Source organism: Bradyrhizobium sp. CB82 (assembly GCF_029714405.1).
Taxonomy (GTDB): domain Bacteria; phylum Pseudomonadota; class Alphaproteobacteria; order Rhizobiales; family Xanthobacteraceae; genus Bradyrhizobium.
In genome coordinates this window covers 424,517-445,086 of record NZ_CP121651.1, presented here as the reverse complement: position 1 = coordinate 445,086, position 20,570 = coordinate 424,517, and the positions used below count along the sequence as shown (strand labels likewise).

Below are 20,570 nucleotides of genomic sequence, written 5' to 3'. Positions count from 1 at the left end.
ACTGCGCCAACCGACGCGGTGGGGGCCATGAGCCGACATCGCTCCAATCAAGCGGCGATACTTGTCAGGCTCCTTAGTGGCCGTAGGGGAAGCAGCGGTTGCGATCGAGTGTGAGACCGAAATGCGCTCCCAGTGCAGCGATGGCCGCGTCCTGCTGAGGATAAGGATCGGCATTGGATGCGGCAACGATGATGATCCGGAACCCGCCGCGATCCTTGCCACCGGGTGGTAGCATCGCTGTAGTCAGTGCATTGCCCTCCCTGTCGCGCAGCGTGAGGAAAAGCGGCATCTCTCGCTGTACATGGGCCTCGAGGCCGATGTCGCGCTCGATCGCGTTGGGCCGCTCGGGACGCCAGGACTGGACTGCCTTCTCCCGCTCGCGGCGGAAATATTTCTCAACTGTGTGGCCCATCAGGCGCGACTCATGCATCGCTTCACCTTCCGTCTCGATACGGAACCAGGTCTTGCCCTTCGGCGCGTCGCAAACATACTGCATTTCGCCCGTCCTGCGATCGCCGCAATTCTAGGGCGGCGGGCCTGCAAAGCCAATATGAGACTCGCTCCCGTGTATAGCGCTGCACGATCAGAGGGGCTAAGAGTTCTTGATTGGACGTTGAAGTTCTAGTGAGCCCAAACAATACTAGGGCGACCGGAATAAATCCTCTTCAAGGAGCGTCCCGATGCCTGACGTAAGGGAAAAGCAACGCGAAGCCCGCCGGAAGATCATTCGCCAATGGGCGAAGCTTCCGAAGGATAAACGGCAGTCTATGGAGGGGATTTCTGAATTCGCCAGGACCGCCGCTCAGCAGAACGAGAACGCATTCGTCCGCAGTCGTCGCGATCCGTATCAGAAGATCATGGGATGGCTATTGCCGCGTGCTCATCTCTGAACGACTGAGTCCTCTGCACATCCTTCGAAGGCGACACCGGGTTCTTCAGCTTGGCCCCATGTGGTGAACGGCCCGCGCGATTTAGGGGGCAAACCACACACCTTGTCGCAAACCACATTGAGCTGGATTTTGTGAATCCGATCAGGCGACGCCCGATTTCCGTTTAGGGGCACGAGCGTCCTGCAAAAGAGAGCTGCCTGCCAGCCTCCGCTATGCCCCGTTAGCGACCGGGATCGCGCGGCAGTGCAATGTCGCGAAGGGCCAACAGGGGAAACAGCGCGGCTTAACCGTTCACTGAACAAGCACGTCCTCGTGGCGTCCGGCGCGGCCAAGCCTGGAATGCCTCAGCGACAAGATTAGCGGAAAAGCCGCTGACGGTTTGGAAACGGCGACGGCTTCTTCTTTACGCGCTCAGCCTGCCGCGACTACCCGCCGCGTCGCATTAAGGAAACGGTTAGCGGGCGCTGCGATGCCATCAATTGGATGACGCTCTTGTTTGCGCAATTCATCGACTAGACGTTCGAGGTAGGGCGGCAGAGGCGAGGCTTCGAGAGATAGGTTCTGTTGCAATCTGTCACCCACCTCGTCACAGATCGACCGGGCAGTCTTATGGTCGATGTGGTCCGATATTCGATTGGTCGGTTCCATATCGCGACCTTTCGATTAGGCCCCACGATTAACTTAAGTTACAGGGATGCGGAAATGTTTCGCGCACCTTCGAACAATGTCGATGGTTCCATTTAATGGAACGAAGACACTGTGCGCAGACCGATTGCCATCGTCAGCGCTGATACCAGCAACCCGCCGAGTTAGTGAAACTCTTGGGGCGAACGCTTGGAGGAAGTCCGATGACGTTGAGAGAAGTGCCAGCCCTCACGATAGTCGTGCTGCTCGGGCTCGGAGTTCAGGCCAAAGCGCAGGCGCCGTGCGCCGAAGTGTTGCGATTGCGTAACGCTGCTAGTGAGGCTTGGAAGCATGCGATGAGTGCACCGGCATCGCAGCGCTGCGGAGCCGTGGCCCAAGCCTCTGTGGCCACGGAGGCGACGCTCAACTACGCGGACAATAACCGCCAGTCATGCAACATCTCTGATCGATTGCTGAACGAGGTGGATGGGGATCATCGGCAAGCGGTGCAGGCTCGCGACAACGTTTGTGCTGGACGTCCTCTTCGATCATATCCGCCGGACATCATCCGACGCTAACATCCTACAACGGGTACTAGGCCCGGTCTGGTCACCCTTGAGTGGCTGCGTGTCAAGGACCGCTAAGGGTCAACGAGCGTCGCCCTCTGCAATAAATGGCTGCCCGCCAACTTCCGCTATTCCCCGTTCACGACTGAGGTCGTGTGGCGGTGCAATACGTCGCGATGGGGCCAACAACAGAAGTCATCTGACTACCTCGTTGTGTTGACCAACTTCGTATACACGCGCCCGAACCGGGTGGCGCTTAAACCTTACCTATGAGCGCAGGTCGCGCAGCGATCCGCGAGGCAACGGATGTTGCGCCTGTATCATCGGGTAAAACACGCGGTCGGCCGCGCTACTTGAGAAAGATCTCCTCGACTTCGAGACGCATCGTACTGTGACATTCGCACGCCATCGCCGCGAGCCGCGATCGATCGATCTCGAGTTGGCCGCGTCGATCAGATCTGATCCCTCCGGCCGCACGCAGATTGCGCATCAGGAGCGTCACCGTCGTTCGTCGCACACCGAGCATTTGCGACAGTGCCTCCTGCGTGAGTGGAAGCATGTCGTGGTCGATGTGGTCGCGAAAATGGAGCAGCCAGCGCGCCATGCGGGCTTCGACCGGGTGAAGCGCATTGCAGGCCGCGCCGAGCTGAAACTGCATCAGCATCGCCCTGGTGTGAATCTGGACCGCGTGCCGGATCGCGGGGCTCCGGTTGAAGGCGGCGTGAAATCGCGATGCGGGGATCCGCGACGCGGTGCCCGCCGCACGGACGACGGCGGTGGCGGCCGATGGTGACGGCCCTAGCACGGAAAGAAGGCCTACCGCCCCCTCGCGCCCGACCGCGGCGGTGGCAACCGTCTGCCCGTTCGCCATCTCAAACATCAGCGAGATGGCGCCGCTATGAGGGAAGAAGACATGCTCGATCTGGTCACCCGCTCGCGCGAGGACCGCGTCGTGATCAAGCGCGACCGTCACCAGCTCAGACGCCAAAAGGTCGAACTCCGCCGCAGGCAGTGCTGCCAGAAGACGGTTGCTTATTCCGCCGGGGCGCGTCACTGCGGGTAACCCGCTGCGAGGCATCCGCCGCCCTCTCCATACGGAGTGGCGCGGAATGGCCTTAACATTTGCTCAATTGTGCGTTCGCTACGCGCAGCAGCATCCTGCAGACGCTCCAGGATCGCTTCCACGGTTGCTGTTCGAGCTCGCCGCGTGGCATCTAGCACCTAGAGCGCGCGTGTAACTAATGCCGCCACCCGCCTCTGGAAGCCGCTGATTTGTCTGAGTGCATCCCGCCGCTCTGATCCTTCAGGCAGCCGTTGTGCGGCTTCCCATAAGTTCACTAGCAACCGCGCCATATCCATCAGTCCATTAAATTCGGGCATTCCAACGGTGCGTTGGCTCAATGTTGAGTCCTCTTGGTACAACGGATCAATGTAAGGGAGGATCGCAGCTCTGATGGCGCGGTCAGTAAGGGAAGAGAGTAAAGTGCAACTCGCCGTATCAATGCAGTTGTTGCGCGCAACTACTGGCGCAGCAAAAGGTGCTCTTCTCCACGGACGTGGCATAGCATCGATCTTCTCCCCTTACCCATGTCTAATGCGAGCATCAGCCAGCACTTGCGGCATTCCGCGTGTCATGAAGTTGTCATACGCAGATTGTCGCATTCCACCGACGGCGGCGGTTGTAGGAATGGATAAGCGCGGTCGGGGCTGGTCGACGCCGTACACGGCGCCGAAGTCGGCTCAGGGTCTTGGTTGTGTGCAAACAGATAGGTCGGCACGCGGCCGTGGTCGGCAATCACTGCAGGCGGACGATGTTCTCGCGTCGGATCGTCCAATGACCGCCCAAAGTAGGTATCGCGACGCGGTATTGCGCTTTTGGACGCACTTTCCGGCCTTCAGGCGGCGCGGATGGCTGCAATCAGGCTCGGTTTGCCGACGATGTTCATCACCCGTGTGAGGTTATAGGCGAGAACATGCAGCGCCATCTCGGCGGCGACGTTCCGTAGGCGCTTCATCAGGAAGTGGGTCGCACCCATACGGGCTTTGATCGTGCCGAAGGGATGCTCGACCGTCTCGCGCCGCGTCCGCATGGCGTCGGGATTGGAATCGAGCCGTCTCTGGACCTCCTCGACCACATGCTCATGCTCCCAGCGCGTGATGCGGCGCTCCTTGGACGGCGTACATCGGCTCTTGATCGCGCAGCCTCGGCACGCCGCTGTCGACCAGTAACGGCGCAGCGTCATTCCATGCTCGATGTTGGTGTAGTGATAGGGCAGCAGCTGGCCGGATGGGCAGCGGTAGACGTCCTCATCAGGCAGGTAGGCAAAGTCCTGTTTGCCGAACCGGCCCTCCGCCTTGGCGTTCGACGTCATGGGCTTGGGCAAGGTGACTTTAACGCCAGCCTCTTCGCAGGCTAATATCTCCTCTCCGTCGAAGTAGCCACGGTCGGCGACCGCCTCGAGTTTGTCCACTTCGAGCAATTCTTTGGCTTGCTTCGACATCCGAGCAAGCTGCCGAGGTCGTTGCCGCCGTTTATGACCTCGTGCGTAACAATTAGATGGTGTTCGGTGTCCACCGCGACCTGGACATTGTAGCCGACCACACCCGATCCGCGTCCGCTGGTGGCCATCGAACGGGCATCCGGATCGGTGAGCGATATCTGTTGATCCGGCGTGTTGCGCATCTGCGCATCAAGCACTTCCAAGCGGCTCATCTCCTGCTTCAGCCGAGCGATCTTTTCCTTGATCCTCGTCGTCTTGATGCTGATCGCTTCAGATGGCTCCTGCCGATCGGCGCTATCGAGTTGACGCAGATATCGACCGACGCTTTCCTCGATCTGCGCCATCCGCCTCGCCATCTTGGCATGCGTGAAGTTGCGGTCGCGGTTGTTCACCGCCTTGAACTTGCTGCCGTCGATTGCGACGCTTGGGGACTGCAACAGGCCCATTTGCCGGCATAGTGCAATGAACTTCGCACAAACCTTCCGGATCGCCGCACCATTGTCCTTCCGGAAATCGGCGATCGTCTTATGGTCGGGAGCCAGGCGGCCGATCAGCCACATCACCTCGATGTTGCGGCACGCCTCACGTTCCAGTCGGCGACTGGACTGTACCCGATTGAGATAACCGTAAATGTAAAGCTTCAGAAGGACTGCCGGATGATAGGAGGGCCGGCCCGTCTCCTTGGCGATCACACGCTCAAACCCCAGTCCATGCAGGTCGAGCGCCTCGACGGACACATCGATCACGTGGACCGTGTTGTCCTCGCTTACCCAATCCTCCAGGCATTCCGGCAAGAGCGTCAGCTGGGATCTGTCCGCGCCTTCAACGAAGCGTCCCATCCGTATCCCCCATCAGGAAACGGAGGAATCGTACCTGACTCGTGACTTTTCACACATGGGGTAATTCCGGGCCGGAGCCATACTGAAGCTCTGAGAATCAGCTCTCCAAGAATCGATGAGGCTCACCTCTTGGGCCTTGCAATGATAGGAGAGCTGCAATGGAGCGCTATGTCGGACTTGACGTTTCTTTGAAGCTAACAGCGATCTGCATCGTTGATCGGACGGGAAAGATTGAGCACGAAGGCGTTGTTCGTTCCGACCCCGAAGCGATCGCAGCATTCATCAAGTCAAACGCGCCGCATGTCGCGCGGATTGGACTCGAAACAGGGGCAACGTCGACATGGCTGTGGACCGAGTTGAATAAGCTGGGGCTGCCCGTCATCTGCATCGACGCCAGGCACGCCAAGGCGGTGTTGAAAATGCAGATCAACAAGAGTGACCGCAACGATGCCGTAGGCATCGCCCGCATCATGCAATGTGGATGGTATAAGGAGGTGTGCGTCAAAGGCCTCGACAGTCATGCGGTAAAGGCTCTCCTCGTCAGCCGGGCTCTGCTCGTCAAGATCAAGCGGGATCTCGAGAACCAAATCCGCGGGCTCTTAAAGAACCTCGGGCTGGTTATTGGTCCGGCAAAGATGAAGGTATTCGCATTGCGTGCTGCGGAGCTCACCAAAGAGCGGCCGGAACTCGCCCTTGCGGTAACGCCGCTACTCAGCGCCCGAGCAGCCATCGAGCAGCAGATTGCTGATCTCGACCGTAAGGTCATGAAGCTCGCACGCAGCAATGCCCAAGTGCGACAGTTCATGACGACACCTGGCATCGGCCCTGTTACGGCTCTTTGCTTTCTTGCAACGATCGACGACCCTACGCGCTTCAAAAGGTCAAGAAGCGTCGGAGCCTATGTCGGACTAACGACCCGACGCTACGCATCCGGCGAGATCGACTGGACGGGTCGAATCTCGAAGTGCGGCGACAAAATGTTGCGCGGCTATCTCTATGAGGCAGCCAATGTGCTGCTCACACGCGTAGCAAAATGGTCAGCGCTCAAAGCCTGGGGCATTCGGCTTGCAAAGCGAACTGGGCTACGCAAGGCCAAAGTTGCGGTCGCGCGAAAGCTCGCGGTCATTCTGCATCGGATGTGGATCGATGGTACCGAATTTAGATGGTCGTCAAAGGAGACCGCCGTGCAAACAGCATAGCAGATAGCGAATTCCCGCCGAGCACCGGCGGGATCCAAGGTCCCTGCCGGGACGTTGGCGTTGGTGCGATCGCCCCAGGCTTTGCGATGCTCAAAAGGCAAGCGCGCTTCACACATTGATCCGCCAGCGTCATCCTACGCCATCATGCGGAGGGCATGCCCCTACCGCGGAGAGAACCATGAACCCGGCAAGGATGTGTTTGGAGAGTCTTGACCGCAGGCCCGGAATTAGAGAACAGCCTAGGCCCTTCGCTACGCGGCGATGCGCGAGGCCGGACTTGCGGTCGAGTTGCTGGAGACACGGCACGTGCACACCGCGCTCGAGACGATGCCGGTGAAGAGCGACCGCAACGACGCGCGCGGGATCGCGCAGCTGATGCGGTTGGGCTGGTTCCGTCCGGTGCACTGCAAGTCGATGGCCGCGCAGGAGACGCGCGCACTGCTCACCGCGCGCAAACTGCTGCAGACAAAGCTTCATGATCTCGAGCTGAGCTTGCGGGGCGTTCTGCGCGGATTTGGCCTCAAGGTCGGGCCAACCACGCCAGCGCGCTTCGCGGAGCGGATCAGGGAACTGGTCGCCGGACATCCAAGCCTGGAGGTGATTGCGGACGGGTTGCTGGCGGCGCGTGTCGCGCTGCGGCGCGAGTTCGACCGCTTCGAGAAGCAGATACGGGACGCGGCCCGCTGCGATACGGGGGCACGGTTGTTGATGTCGATCCCAGGCGTCGGAGCCATCGTATCGCTCACTTTCACCGCAGCGGTTGATGACCCGGCACGCTTCAAATCATCGAAGCAGGTTGGAGCCTATTTCGGCCTGACGCCGACCAAATATCAATCGGGCGAGACCGACATCGATGGCCGCATCTCGAAAATCGGTGATGCCTGGGTGCGCGCCGCTCTCTACGAGGGCGCCCACATCATTCTGACCAAGCCACTCAAGGGCTGCACGACATTGAAGAGCTGGGCGATGAAGATCGCCAGGCGGAGCGGGATGAAGAAAGCCAAGGTGGCGCTGGCACGCAAGCTCGCCGTCATCATGCATCGGATGCTGGCTGATGGCACAAGCTTCCGTCATGCGACGGCGGCGGTCTGAGGGAGGGCGGATGATGGCACACGTCATGATCGCTCGGTGCGCGCCGGCGCCGTCAAGCCCCGCGCAACTGCGCGCCGCAACGCGGCTTCGGGGCTGTGACGATCCGACGCGACCAAGCCAACACGGCCGCCGTTCCATCAATGCACGCCTACCGACCTCACTACAGGATAGGAGCGATTAAACCGTTTCGGGAGGCCTTTGACACCAGCCTTTCCGAGCGAGGTCCCGACGCCGGGACGATGGGTCAGGTCAGACCGCAACTTCCGTCGTGGCTCCGACCACGCGAAATCATAGATTGGTCGACCTATCCTCTCATACCCCATCAGGTGGCGGCCTGCGCGCCGACCCCGTACAGAAGCGCGACCCCGGCGAACGGATATCTCGCAAGTGAAATGAGGGATTGACATATGGCCCGTTACAGAAGCGGAAGTTAATGCGCGGCCATCTATTTGAGAGAGCGACGCTCGTGACCCAACTGCGACATCGGTCGGCCTGTTTGCTGTGGATGCGAAGCACAGTTCTCGATCCCGCGATGTGCCGCGCCTCATCACGGGTGAGCAAAAAACCCGCCCAGTCGAAACCGAGCGGGGTTATTGTCATGGCAGGGGCGACGGAGGTTGCCACCCTGCAAGATCGTCGGCCTCTGCAACGATCTACTTGTAATAGCCGACGCCGCAGGAGATATCGCCCACTCTCGTGACAAAGCTGTTTTTGGGAACGGGCTTTGGGTCGGTCGGCCTTGAAAACAAGTAGCCGGTGATTTCAGTGATCTGACCTTCTGGCTTCTGCCCCGCAGTAAAGATGGCCATACCATATTCCATGCCGTTAGCATCCTTCAGGCCCCTAGCGTCCGTGCCGAGCAGTTGTTTCGCATTAGGGTTGCCAATGGCAACGAGCTTCGCGTCGCTGGTATTGTTGCAAAACACATAAAGGTCGCGGTCCAGGAACCCGCCTTCTCCCTTGTTGAACATATCGAGCGCCTTGGTCTTGTCTGCTTTCACGGCGGCAACCGCCTTGGCGAGCATGGCTTTGGCCTCCTCGGCTGTGCCGCCTTGCTGCGCGAACCCGGCGGTCGCGAGGATGGCTGCGCCTGCGATCAATGCGATGGCGCATGCGATATGAGTTCGTGCAAGAATTGTCATATTTTCCTCCTTGGTCCCTTAGCTCGAATTGCATCGAGGCGAAGATTTCCCGGAAGCTCGGATGGGTTTCCGGTCTATGAGCTGAATTGATTGAAGGCCGGGCCGCATTGCGCTGACGTCCCGGTGGCAGGCACGCTGCGCCTTTTCCCAGGCCAAGTCCATGCTGCCGCGCAATCTGAGGGCCCGCCAAGACGCTTGGCCTCGACGTGTCTAAGCAACTCCAGGAACTTACCGACGAGGTGATCGAATGATCGGATTGTTTGCTGCGGTGCATTCCATTAATGGCCCCTCGCGACATAATGCACCACCGCATCGGTCGCGACCGGGGCATGGCGGAAGTTGACGAACAGTCGGGTGCTGCACAGGACCACCCTCGTGACGCAACGCGGAAATGGCCTCACAGAGCGGCGACAAAGTGGTAGGTTCCCAATTCCAGTCGTGGTCTTTAGAGGAGGGACACATGCGACGGCGGGACCTTTTAGCAGGATTGTTGGCCACTACAGCGGCGACCGCGTTGCAGGCCGCCGAACAAAATAGGGTCCACCATCTGGCGATTTGCAGCCAGCACGAAACGGATTTCTCGATCCCACCTTGGGTGTGGCTTTTTGAGCGGCTGCGTCAGATGGGGTTCGAGGAAGGCAAAAATCTGATCGTCGATCGATATGTCACCGAGGGTCGGCCCGACAATTATGCGGAGGTCGCGCGCAAGATCGTGCAAGCAAAGCCCGACGTGATAGCACTTGGGTTCGATCATCAGCTCATCTTGGAGGTCGCAAAAGAGACAAGCACAATTCCCATTATTGCGACCTTTGGCGATCCGGTCGCTGCTGGAATTGTAAAGAACATGGCAAGGCCGGAAGGCAACATCAGCGGCGTTTCGTTAGATGCAGGGATCGAAATGCAAGGGAAGCACCTCGAAATTCTCCGGCAGGCTTTGCCGTCGGCATCGCGCATTGCGTATCTCTCAAACCGCGCAGAATGGGAAGGGGCTTGGGGACAGGCTGTCAGAGACGCCGGTCAGCGGTTGGGAGTCTCAATCATCGGCATACCAATGGACCGTTCGGCAGGCGATGCGGAATATCGGCAAGCCTTCGAGACTATGGCCCGGCAATCGGTTCAAGCGCTGATGGCCAATGGGCTTCCTCCCAATTTCGAGCACCGAGATCTGATACTTGAATTGGCAGTGAAATATCGCCTGCCATCCATTACTTGGTGGACAGGCATAGCTGACCAACAGCTATGTTTCGCTTATACGCCAGACTATCCGTACTATTTCCATCTCTGGGGGGACGAAGTCGGCCAAGTTCTCAACGGCACTGCACCAGCCGACATTCCTATCCAGCAGGCGACGAAGTTAACGCTCACGATCAACCTGAAAATTGCCAAGGCGATTGGTCTCGATGTACCTGAGACATTGATCGCCAGAGCTGACAACGTGATCGAATAGCTGTCTTTGTTGGCAGTGTCTGAGTCCGAAGTTGTGAAGGGTTTCGGATGCCGGCCGCGTGAGGGATGGCGCCGCGGATTCGGGCGGCTGGCGTCCGAAAGCCTCCAAGGGAGATGCTATGGGGCGGGCGGCGGCGGTGAGGACGGTGAGGATATGGCATTCATCGGCCCTGATGCGAACCGATGGAGTACCCCATGCAGAAGTTGAATGACCTGAGCCGATCCCTCACGCCCCTCAAACCAGACGGCACGCTGATCGCTGTGATCGAGATGAGCCTGTCGAGCTGGCTCGTTGCGGGGATTGTGCCTGGTGTCGAGCGCCAGCCGTCGAAGAAGCTTGAGGTCGACGAGAACGCCTTGCTGAAGCTGCTCAATCGCTGGCGAGAAGAAGCGCGGAGGGCAGGACACGGAATCGAACGCATCGCGGTCGCTTTCGAGGCCGGCCGTGACGGTTTCTGGTTGGCCCGCTGGCTCAGGGCGCGCGACATCGAGGCGCATGTCATTCACGCATCGAGCATAGCGGTATCGCGCGAGCACCGGCGCGCCAAGACCGATCGTCTCGACACCGAACTGCTCAAACGCAGCTTTCTCGGCTGGTTGCGGGGCGAGCGTGATCACTGCAAGATGGTCGCGATCCCGACAATCAAGGACGAAGATGCCAAGCGCCCCACCCGTGAGCGCGAGAGCCTCATCGGAGAGCAAAGTCGGATCGTCAACCGAATGAAAGCAGCGTTGATACGGCTCGGCATCCGCGGCTTCAATCCCAAGCTGAAGAAAGCCGCCGAACGCCTTGACGGCTTACGCACCCCCGAGGGCGAGCCGATCCCGCCCAACACCCTGGCTGAGCTGCGTCGCGACATGGCGCGCCGGCGGCTCGTCAGCGATCAGATACGGCAGATCGAGGACGCTCGCCTGGAGCATCTCAAGCAAACGCCCAGCGATGGACCACGCGCAATGGTGCGCCTATTGGCGCGGGTGATCGGCGTTGGTGTCGAGACCGCCGACATGCTGGTGCAGGAGGTACTATCGCGAAGCATGCGCGACCGAAGGGCGATAGCGCGTTATGCTGGCCTCACCGGCTCGCCCGACGAGAGCGGCAGAAAACGCCGGGAGAAAGGGCTGACGCGTTCCGGCAACGCTCGAGTGAGACGAGGCATGATCGAATTGGCCTGGCGATTTCTCAGGTTCCAGAAGGACAGCGTCTTAGCGCAGTGGTTTCGAACCCGGACCGAGAATGCCCGCGGGACGCGCAAGACCATGATCGTGGCCGTGGCGCGCAAGCTGCTAATCGACCTGTGGCGGCTCGTGCGGGAGGGTGTAGTGCCGGACGGCGTCGTTCTGCGGCCGGCATCCATGAACGGAGATCACTGAAGGCCAACAGTTTCGGCCTTGTCCGTCCGCTCGTGACGGTGTGGCCGATGACGGTTCGAGGTGGCGGGGTCCCGACGTGTTTCCTTGGCTTCAATGCCGAAAGGGAGAATGGGTCCGCCGCTTCGGAGCTTCGCTGCCGATGCGCATGACTTATATGAGGCTTCGTGAGTCAAGAGTTTTTTCGCGATCAACATTTCTTCCTTCTGTCCGTTTCAAGAGGCTCACGCGAGCGCAAGTCTGCATTGATGGCACGGCGGCTCCTCTGCTTGGTCGCGCTGAGCGGTCAACCCCGGAGCCCGGAGGGTCGCGCCGGAAGGCGCGAGGGGTTGACGGCGAAAGCGCGCGCCGAGCTACAATCGTGTCCGGCCATCACGCTGCATACGTATTTTGCGCTCCTGATCCCCTCTTGCCCGATTGAAGTTCCGACTATGTTTGTTCAATTGATCCCAAGGCGGAGCTCTTTGGCTATGCGGCGCTCGCCGCATCAACTTATATCCGGTCGGGGCGAGCCCCGTACCAAGGTCCCTCATGCAACATGCGAGGGCACAGGGCTCCAAGGAGGATGGCACCCTTCTGCAACACGGCTTCTTTCAGCCAGTCATGCGCACGGTCACACATCCACCTTGGGATCGGTAATGTTGTTTTCGTCCACTTTCCGCGATTCAAATTACACCTTCAGAATGGCGCCCTCAGGCGCCAGACCTGTCTCGAGATAGCGCCAGAGAGCAATCAGCAACTTGCGTGCGACTGCGACGATCGTAATCCGCCGGATACGGCCCTTGAGTTTGCCGACACGATCGTGGAACCAGACGCTCAAAGGGCTGGCGGGCTGATGTCGCAACCACAGCCACGCGAGCTCAATCATGACCCTGCGAGCCTTGGCGTTACCGGCCTTACTGATACCTTGATCACGGCACGTCTCGCCGCTCTGGAAATGCGCCGGCGTCAGACCGACGTAGCTCGCTAGCTGTTTGCGATTGTCAAAAGAGCGGTAGAATACTTCGCCGACAAGTGTAGTTGCAAATTCGGGCCCGATACACTTGACTTTGGCCAGATCCTGAATCCGTTTTGCGCTGCTATGCTCCGTCTCAATCTTGGCCGATGCAATGGCATCGCGCTCCGCCTCGATCGTCTTGATCATTCCGATCACAAGCTCCAATCGCTGCAGTTCGCGCAGGATTTCTGCCTTGAGCCGCGGTGACAGTGTCCGGCCATCAGCGGTGCGCAATCGTTCCAGCCGCTTCATCCGATCGTGGCCCAGGGGTTGGTAGTCATAGATGCCATGGATCGCGAGCAGTCCCTTGATCCGGTTGACGTGTTGGATACGTTCGTTAATCAGCCGGCCACGCTCACGATGGAGCCGACGGTCGTCCTCCTCGGCGACACTAGGCACGCACACCACGCTCCAAACCTTCGGTTCCCCACGCAGATACGCCATCAGTGATCGCAGCAACCGCTCGACATCGACGCGGTCTGTCTTGGCTCGGCGCGCACGACGATCAACCTGCAGACTTGCCGGATCGATGACATAGTTGCGTATGCCGTGTGCTTCGAGCAGACGGTGAAGCCAGAAGCCGTCGTAGCCCGCTTCGTAGCAAGAAACCAATTCGACGTCTTTCTTCAGTTCTTGGGCGATCCGCGTCCCGATCCGCTCGCACAGCTTTAAAAGCTCCTTCCAATCACAGGCCTTCAACGTGTAGCGACTGATCTTCTCCGACGAGGGCGTGTTGACCGCGACAATCCAACTCTTCTTGCTCAATTCGATTGCAAGAACGCAGCGTACTGCGTCATCATGGGATGCGGCGGGCGGCGGGTTGTTTACTGTGCGGGCTTCCATCAGAGTCGTCTCCTATGCACTGGTGGGAAGGTAGAAACCGAGGCGGTAACACACCTCCCGTCCGTCGCGCCTGCATAGGATCTGCATCATGGTTCGGGTCCTTGGACCCACCGGATACAAGGTTGTGGCGCGATTGATCGCGCCCGCAAGCGGGCTCCCCTCCGATCGTCATCCCGATCGCACCAAAGCGTGCCGTCGTGCTCGAAGCTGTCACGGTGTGGCCTGGCAACGGCGGAGCCTGTCGTAAGGTTGGTGCGACGGCCAACCTTGACAGCTTCTGCGCGCGCCAGCGCAAACGAAGTACGGGTCGGGACGAAGAAACGGATCTCAGATCGAACAAAGAAACTGACGAAGGAAAAGATGCGCCGACCTGTCGCCTGTTGAAACGCCGCCGCCTTGACAAAGCCCATACAAGGAAACCGCGCGTAAGGGAACGTAAGGTGGGGCCGCATGCGCTATGGGGATTTGGGCGCCGCGGGCGAGCTGGCGGATTTGAATCGAGCCGATGCAACGAGCTGTTCGACAGTTGAGCGGCGGACGAATGACTGCGGATGGTGCCGAGCGCTGTAAATTGTCGAACGATTTGCGGTGACAGCCGGATATCAGAACGCGCTTTCCGGTGGCCGATCGAGAGATGGCGAGCACAATGAGGAGATTTGCGGGATTGTGACGCGGTCACGAGGTGTCGATCCTGAAGCGGTTCGTTGGAGCTGTCGGCCGATGACGTGGCGTACAACCGGCCTCGAAGACCTCGATGATGATCATGTGACCGCCGCAGCATGGACAGGTCGGCTTGCCGGGGTCGATAGCGGCAGTGCTGGGCTCGGCTTCAGGTGTTGCAGCGGCGAGCAGTTCCCTCGCGCGGGCGATGTTGGCGGCGCAAGCACCTTTGGCGAACAGGCCGTAGTGGCGGATGCGATGCAAGCCTTTTGGCAGCACATGGATGAGGAAGCGGCGGATGAACTCGTCTGTTGCGAGCGTCATGCGCTTGTATCGATTGCGGCCCTCGACGCGGTAGTCCTTCCACTTGAAGGTGACGCCTTGCTGGTCGCAGGCGATCAGGCGGCTGTTGGCGATGGCAACGCGGTGGGTGTAGCGCGACAGATAGGCCAGCACTGCCTGAGGTCCGCCGAACGGGCGCTTTGCGTAGACAACCCATTCCGCCTTGCGTAGCGGTGCGAGATAAGCCGCGAAGGATTGCGCCTCGGCGAGATAGGCGTGATCGCCGAAGAAGCTCAGGCGGCCGGCTTGGTGCGCGGCGACGAGCTTCTCCAGGAACAGTCGTCGGAACAGGCGGGAGAGCACGCGCACGGAGAGGAAGAATCCGGGCCGGCAGGACACCCAGCGCTGGCCGTCGGGTGCGATGCCGCCGCCCGGCACGATCATGTGCACATGCGGGTGATGGGTGAGCGCCGAGCCCCAGCTGTGCAGCACGGAGGTGATGCCGATCCTGGCACCAAGATGCTTCGGATCAGCGGCAATCGTCAGCATGGTCTCGGCCGACACCTTGAACAGGAGATCGTATAGGGCGGCCTTGTTCTGGTAGGCGATGTCGGCGATCGCCACAGGCAGCGTGAACACGACATGATAGTACGGTACCGGCAACAGGTCGGCTTCGCGGTCGGCAAGCCATTCCTTCGCGGCGGCGCCTTGGCACTTCGGACAGTGCCGGTTGCGGCAGGAGTTGTAGGCGATGGTCGTGTAGGCGCAGTCCGCGCAGCGCGCGACATGGCCGCCGAGGGCTGCCGTGCGGCAGCGCTCGATTGCCGACATCACCTTGAGCTGGTCGAGGCTGACGTGACCGGCATGGGCCTTGCGCCACGCCGGACCATGGCTGCGGAAGATATCCGCAACCTCCAACGCCGAGCGCGACATTGCCGCGCGTCAGTTGGGCGGCCGGATCTCCTTGAGCTTGAGCGCGACCTGCTCCAACGGGCTCATGACCTCGCTGATCGTCTTGGTGGCGACGCGGGTATAGAGCGCCGTGGTGTCGAGCTTGGCGTGGCCGAGGAGGACCTGGATCACACGGACATCGATGTTCTGCTCGAGCAGATGGGTGGCGAAGCTGTGCCGCAAGGTATGCAGCGAGACGCGCTTCTTGATCTCCGCCATCTGGACCGCGGCGTGACAGGCACGATTGAGCTGGCGCGTGGTCATCGGCTGGGCCGGGTCGCGGCCCGGGAACAGCCAGCCCTGCGGGCGCGCCGCCTTCCACCAGGCGCGCAGCAGGTCGAGCAGGCTGGGCGAGAGCATGACGTTACGGTCCTTGCCGCCCTTGCCCTGCTCGACGCGAATGATCATGCGTTTGCTGTCGATGTCGGAAACCTTGAGCGAGACCACCTCGGTGGCGCGCAGGCCGGCGCCATAGGCCACGCTCAGCGCCGCCTTATACTTCAGCCCCGGTGCGGCATCGAGCAGGCGCGCCACCTCCTCGACGCTGAGCACCACCGGCAGCTTGCGCGGCTCGTGGATGACATGGGTGTGCTCGACGATCTCGTGGCGCCTGAGCGTGACCTTAAAGAAGAACCGCAATGTCGAGACGGTCTGGTTGATGGTCGGCGCGCCAACACCGCTCGCCGCCAGATGCAGCTGGTAGCGGCGCACGTCCTCGAAGCTCGCCGTATCGGGCGAGCGCCCGAGGAACGCCGCGAAGTTCTTGACCCTTTGCACGTAGTCATGTTGGGTCTTCGGGGCCAACTTGCGGATCGTCATGTCTTCGATCATGCGCCGGCGCAATGGGCTCACTGCCTCGTCGGTCATGGGGATGCTCCTGTCTTGAGTGAGGTTGTTGCAACCCCTCAATCTCAAGACAGGACGCCCCTTGGCGCTATCGGCTTGGCCGCCCCGCTTGCCGCAGCGCCTTACCGCGCGAGCGGTTTAGTCGTGTGCCGGGCATGCTCAATAGCTCGGAAGTGAAAGTCTTCCACCCAACCTGATGGAGGTGAAGGGTTAGTGAAACGCAAGGGCTGCCGTCGCGAGGCGGGGTCTGAAGGAAGCGTGGATCAAAGGTGCGAGCCGATGAACAAAAACCGGATATGAGGCGCAAGCGTCGGACGAGCGGGCGACACATCGCGAAGTCCAGATCCACCAAGGATGCGAAGCGTAGATCCGGCGGTTGTGCACCGAAGGCGATTGAGCTTACCCCGGGAGATCTGCCCGGTGTCGCCCTCGGGCGACTGAGACGACCGCGAGGCCGTCTGACCGCCGGGCAGAAGTCAGCTGAGGGCGTATTAGGTCAGGCTGTCGGCAAAGCTAGTGAGGCACTCCAATGCCGAAAGGTGGAGAAACAGATAGGCGGAGCCGGAAACGATGGCTGAAGGCCCGAACGATTGAGAGAGGCAAGTAGGGACTGGTATCTCGTGAATAGAAAGCGGCAGAACAACCAGCAAGTGCTGGCCTTGGAACCGAACGACCGGGGTGAAGCTCCGTGCGCACGGTGACGAGGAGATCGAACCATTCATGGCGAAATCAGCCACCGAAAGCTCGGCTTTCACAGAACAACTGATGGAGGAGGTGTGCGACCGAGAGAACCTCGAAAGAGCGTGGAAGCGTGTTAAAAGGAACAAAGGAAGCCCTGGCGTTGATGGGATGACCATCGACGACGCGAAGGCATTCCTGCGTCAGCACTGGCCAAACATTCGGTCTCAACTGCTTGACGGAAACTACCGGCCGCAGCCGGTTAAGCGGGTTGAAATCCCGAAGCCGGATGGCGGAGTCAGGAAACTCGGCGTCCCCTGTGTCGTCGACCGCCTGATTCAACAAGCCGTGCTGCAAGTTCTCCAAGAGCGATGGGATCCGACGTTTTCGGAGCACAGTTTCGGATTTCGGCCGGGGCGGTCCGCCCACCAGGCTGTAGCCCAGGCACAGCGTTACGTCGCCGAAGGCTACAACGTAGTGGTTGATCTCGATTTGGAAAGATTTTTCGACCGAGTCAACCACGACATCCTGATGTCGCGCGTCGCCGCACGGATACCCGATAAACGCGTGCTCAAGCTTATCCGGGCATTCCTGAATGCCGGGGTATTGGAAGACGGTTTGGTCCGACCGGTGGACGAAGGGACCCCGCAAGGCGGTCCGCTCTCGCCCTTCCTCAGCAATATCGTGCTCGACGATCTCGACAAGGAATTGGCTCGACGTGGTCACCGGTTCTGCCGTTACGCGGATGACTGCAACATTTATGTTCGCAGCCACCACGCTGGCGAAAGGGTGAGGGCCTCGATCAGCCGATTCCTGACTGACAAGCTCCACTTGAAAGTCAACGAGGCCAAGAGCGCGGTGGCGCGACCCGAGGAACGTAAATTTCTCGGATTCAGCATTGCGAATGACGGGAGCGAGCGACGCATTGCGCCGAAAGCTCTCGACAAGTTCAAAGACCGAATCCGGGAAATCACATGCCGGACGCGAGGGATCAGTTTGCAGCAGATGATCGCAGATCTCACGCCATACCTCATCGGATGGCGCGGGTACTTCGGCTTCTGTCAGACCCCGCGCGTGCTAACGAACCTGGAAGCCTGGATCCGCCGGAGACTGCGTGTGTATCTCTGGCGGCAATGGCGGAACGGGCATAACCGATTCACGGAGCTTCGCCGCCTCGGTATCGCGAAGTTCGCCGCATCGGTCGCTGCCGGTTCACCGACGGGACTCTGGCGCATGTCCGGACACCCGGCGGTTCAACACGCCCTACGAAATCATGTGTTCGACTCTCTTGGTCTCCCCCGAATCTTCATGCCTGTGCCGGCTTAACTCGATCGAACCGCCGTGGTACGGACCCGTATGCCCGGTGGTGTGGGAGGGGTGACGTCGCGAGACGTCCCCCTATCCCGATCTCTGGCCCATCGCGACAATTCGTTGCTAAGCGCAATTTGGTCGCGACCGGGGAATAGCGGACGTCGCTGAACGCGCAACACATTACCTATTCTCATAGCGCGTCCACGAAGAGGGTGCGTCAGCAGCGCCGGCTCACCGCGACACTGTTACGCGCACAAATCGCTCGCAACACGATAACGTCGCAATCTACCACGTACGGTGCGCGCGCCCCGGTCGGGCTTCAGACCTTGTCGTCAGACCGACAGGGAGCGCCATTGCGCACAGCAATGTCGCAGCACGCGATTTGTTGCTGCCTTCGGCGATCTCCTGATGGTTCTGTCACACCGTGCTGCGCATCAAGCGCACATTGGACTGGGCAGAGATCGACAAAATCATCGTGGAGTTCGAGACGCACAAGGCGTTGGCGGCCGAACGCAAGCGGCGTGCGGAGTGGTGCGAGCGCGAGGTGGCCGCGAGCCGCTTTCGCGCGGAATGTGATCATTGTCATGGTCTGGGCCAGATCGGATGCGGTAATCGGCAACACCAATGATCAGAAGGCGCGGCGGAAGTACCCGGCCTGATGATCTTGGATGGCCCCGACGTGCAATATCGTCGGGGCCATTGGCGGCTCTGCCTCAGTTATCGTTCAGCCCGTGCGGCCGCCTAGTGTGCAGGCGTTCCTTCCAGCTGCTTTCGAGCCGGATCACTTCGTCGGCCTCCATGCTGGGGGCGACCAATTCCAGGATGGTAAACCTAAAATGCTGTGGATCGCGCTCCCTCAATAGGCGATTTCCACCGTGTCCCGATGCAGCATAGTTGCGCCAACGACCAAGCAGGTTTTCCGCTCCATACGCAGACCCGACGTAACCCTTTCCAGCTGAGGTATCGAAGATGTAGTAGATGCCGCGCCACTCGGCGAGCTTGGCCTGCCAGCGTTTCGGCAAGACAGCCAGTTGGCTCCAACTGAAGTCCAGCTCATCCCAGCGCTTCATTGCGGTGTCGAGAGCGCCATCCTCCAAGATTGCGTGAACCGGCATGATGTTCTGATGTGCTCGTCTCCACCACGACCGCTCAGGAGGAGGCCAATCCACGATCAGCCTGCCTTTCCATTCCGAATAGAAGTCCATCAACTTAAGATCAAACCAGAGACACGATGGCCGCTTTCCGCTCGGAACTTTCATGCCGAGCTTTATCAGTTCAATTTTCTCCGGCACCTTCAAGAATTGGGCGACAGTGAGTGGTTTCGTTTTCCCGATCTTGTAAAGGCCGACATACAACGCTTTACCCGGCTCATGACCGATGAACGACGCAACATAGCTGGCGCTCGACATGCTCTTTTCCAGCGCCGCGCCTTGCGTTTGCTGATACGCATTGAAAAGCTCTGGCTTGTCGGCTGCGAGCAGCGGCAAGACCTTGTTCAAGTCGGGCTCACTGGGCCGATGTCGCAGCACTAGGACTTCGCGAGTGCGCGCGGCCTCGACGATTCAAGGATAGCGGCTGGTCCAATTGTAGCCGCCGCGCGTGATCAGACGCACGCGGTCGCCGTCGCGCTCTAGCCGGTATCCATCGTATTTTATCTCGTGGAGCCAATCGGGGCCGTCAGGGACGCTGGTCGCTCTTAGATCAGCATTCGCGGCGGTTTTTGGAACACGGAACCTCACGCTACCGCTTGCCCCACCACGTTGTGGCGGATCGTCTCCGAGATTCTTGGTGCGCAGAAGGGCACGGGTTCGGCCGAAGGAACTTGTTTCGCAGCTATTTGGATATCGCAATGTAGTGACGCCCTTTTTGCATGGAACGTCGGCGAGTGACCATTTTGAATCTTTGTCGAGGGTTGGCTCGAGTTGCTCGCCTTGGACGCGGAACTAAAAGTAGGAGGAGATATCGTGATTAGGAAAGCCAGGCTTCTTGCAGTAACCGCGATACCGGCGTTGTTGATCGCAGCGTCCGGCCCGCTGCATGCGCAAGCAGGCGGGGTGGGCGGGGTCGGCGGAGTTGGCGGGGTCGGCGGAGTTGGTAACCGGTATGAGATTTCTCGGTGCCAACGTTCCGCTGCGGTGTTCTACATCGTGGCGTATGGTGCGACCATCGGGACAGAGGCACCGGGAGCACGAAGTGCGGGCAGGCCGATGCATTCGATGAGCCGAGAGCTCGAGTTAGTAGCTGGCCGCCTCTGCGACTCGCCCGGTTGCGCCGAGAGCGCGAATCCGTAGTTGTCGTGTCGCCCGCAGCTCCCGTCATCATGTGTCTGGCAGGA

13 protein-coding genes and 2 pseudogenes are annotated in these 20,570 nt (G+C 60.0%); 7 read left to right on the top strand and 8 right to left on the bottom strand.

The genetic code is table 11. The features are described from left to right. Nucleotides 1-73 precede the first annotated feature (73 nt). On the bottom strand, nt 74-496 hold the full coding sequence (locus tag QA640_RS46010; RefSeq protein ID WP_283043856.1) for a hypothetical protein: 423 nt from the start codon (nt 494-496) through the stop codon (nt 74-76). Between the two features lie 184 nt (nt 497-680). Between QA640_RS46010 and QA640_RS46005 the strand changes: the two genes are divergently transcribed. Further along, complete coding sequence (locus QA640_RS46005) at nt 681-890, top strand: hypothetical protein (protein WP_063707793.1); 210 nt, start codon at nt 681-683, stop codon at nt 888-890. 1,539 nt (nt 891-2,429) lie between these two features. Here QA640_RS46005 and QA640_RS45995 read toward each other — a convergent pair. Continuing rightward, complete coding sequence (locus QA640_RS45995) at nt 2,430-3,134, bottom strand: Crp/Fnr family transcriptional regulator (RefSeq protein WP_283043877.1); 705 nt, start codon at nt 3,132-3,134, stop codon at nt 2,430-2,432. An 841-nt stretch (nt 3,135-3,975) separates the two neighbouring features. Continuing rightward, nucleotides 3,976-5,420: pseudogene (locus QA640_RS45990) on the bottom strand (IS1182 family transposase). A gap of 158 nt (nt 5,421-5,578) precedes the next feature. Between QA640_RS45990 and QA640_RS45985 the strand changes: the two are divergent. Both QA640_RS45985 and QA640_RS45980 read left to right on the top strand, forming a co-directional pair. Beyond that, nucleotides 5,579-6,619, top strand: coding sequence for an IS110 family transposase (locus QA640_RS45985; protein WP_283043854.1), 1,041 nt, complete (start codon nt 5,579-5,581; stop codon nt 6,617-6,619). A gap of 282 nt (nt 6,620-6,901) precedes the next feature. Next, nucleotides 6,902-7,711: pseudogene (locus QA640_RS45980) on the top strand (IS110 family transposase); the annotation flags it as partial. Between the two features lie 653 nt (nt 7,712-8,364). On the opposite strand, the gene QA640_RS45975 reads toward QA640_RS45980, so the two are convergent. Next, nucleotides 8,365-8,853 carry a cache domain-containing protein gene (locus QA640_RS45975; RefSeq protein WP_283043853.1) on the bottom strand — a complete coding sequence of 163 codons (489 nt, stop codon included), beginning with the start codon at nt 8,851-8,853 and terminating at the stop codon, nt 8,365-8,367. 460 nt (nt 8,854-9,313) lie between these two features. Between QA640_RS45975 and QA640_RS45970 the strand changes: the two genes are divergently transcribed. Together QA640_RS45970 and QA640_RS45965 are read left to right on the top strand one after the other, a co-directional pair. Continuing rightward, the gene (locus QA640_RS45970; protein WP_283043852.1) at nt 9,314-10,300 is read left to right on the top strand and encodes an ABC transporter substrate-binding protein; all 987 of its coding nucleotides are present in this window, start codon (nt 9,314-9,316) and stop codon (nt 10,298-10,300) included. A 194-nt stretch (nt 10,301-10,494) separates the two neighbouring features. Further along, nucleotides 10,495-11,670 carry an IS110 family transposase gene (locus QA640_RS45965; RefSeq protein WP_283041370.1) on the top strand — a complete coding sequence of 392 codons (1,176 nt, stop codon included), beginning with the start codon at nt 10,495-10,497 and terminating at the stop codon, nt 11,668-11,670. Nucleotides 11,671-12,337: 667 nt separating this feature from the next. Here QA640_RS45965 and QA640_RS45960 read toward each other — a convergent pair. From QA640_RS45960 to QA640_RS45950, 3 genes are all read right to left on the bottom strand, one after another. Continuing rightward, nucleotides 12,338-13,507 carry an IS110 family transposase gene (locus tag QA640_RS45960; protein WP_283041371.1) on the bottom strand — a complete coding sequence of 390 codons (1,170 nt, stop codon included), beginning with the start codon at nt 13,505-13,507 and terminating at the stop codon, nt 12,338-12,340. Nucleotides 13,508-14,182: 675 nt separating this feature from the next. Further along, nucleotides 14,183-15,382, bottom strand: coding sequence for an IS91 family transposase (locus tag QA640_RS45955; protein ID WP_283038853.1), 1,200 nt, complete (start codon nt 15,380-15,382; stop codon nt 14,183-14,185). A gap of 9 nt (nt 15,383-15,391) precedes the next feature. Further along, on the bottom strand, nt 15,392-16,267 hold the full coding sequence (locus QA640_RS45950) for a tyrosine-type recombinase/integrase (protein ID WP_283036857.1): 876 nt from the start codon (nt 16,265-16,267) through the stop codon (nt 15,392-15,394). Nucleotides 16,268-16,966: 699 nt separating this feature from the next. On the opposite strand from QA640_RS45950, the gene ltrA reads away from it, so the two are divergent. Further along, entirely contained in the window at nt 16,967-18,250 is a 1,284-nt protein-coding gene (ltrA, locus tag QA640_RS45945; RefSeq protein ID WP_283043851.1) for a group II intron reverse transcriptase/maturase, read from the top strand. A 409-nt stretch (nt 18,251-18,659) separates the two neighbouring features. Continuing rightward, entirely contained in the window at nt 18,660-18,863 is a 204-nt protein-coding gene (locus QA640_RS45940; RefSeq protein WP_283043850.1) for a hypothetical protein, read from the top strand. 85 nt (nt 18,864-18,948) lie between these two features. On the opposite strand, the gene QA640_RS45935 is transcribed toward QA640_RS45940, so the two are convergent. Continuing rightward, nucleotides 18,949-19,734: a GIY-YIG nuclease family protein gene (locus tag QA640_RS45935; RefSeq protein ID WP_283043849.1), complete on the bottom strand. Its 786-nt coding sequence runs from the start codon at nt 19,732-19,734 to the stop codon at nt 18,949-18,951. Nucleotides 19,735-20,570: the final 836 nt, after the last annotated feature.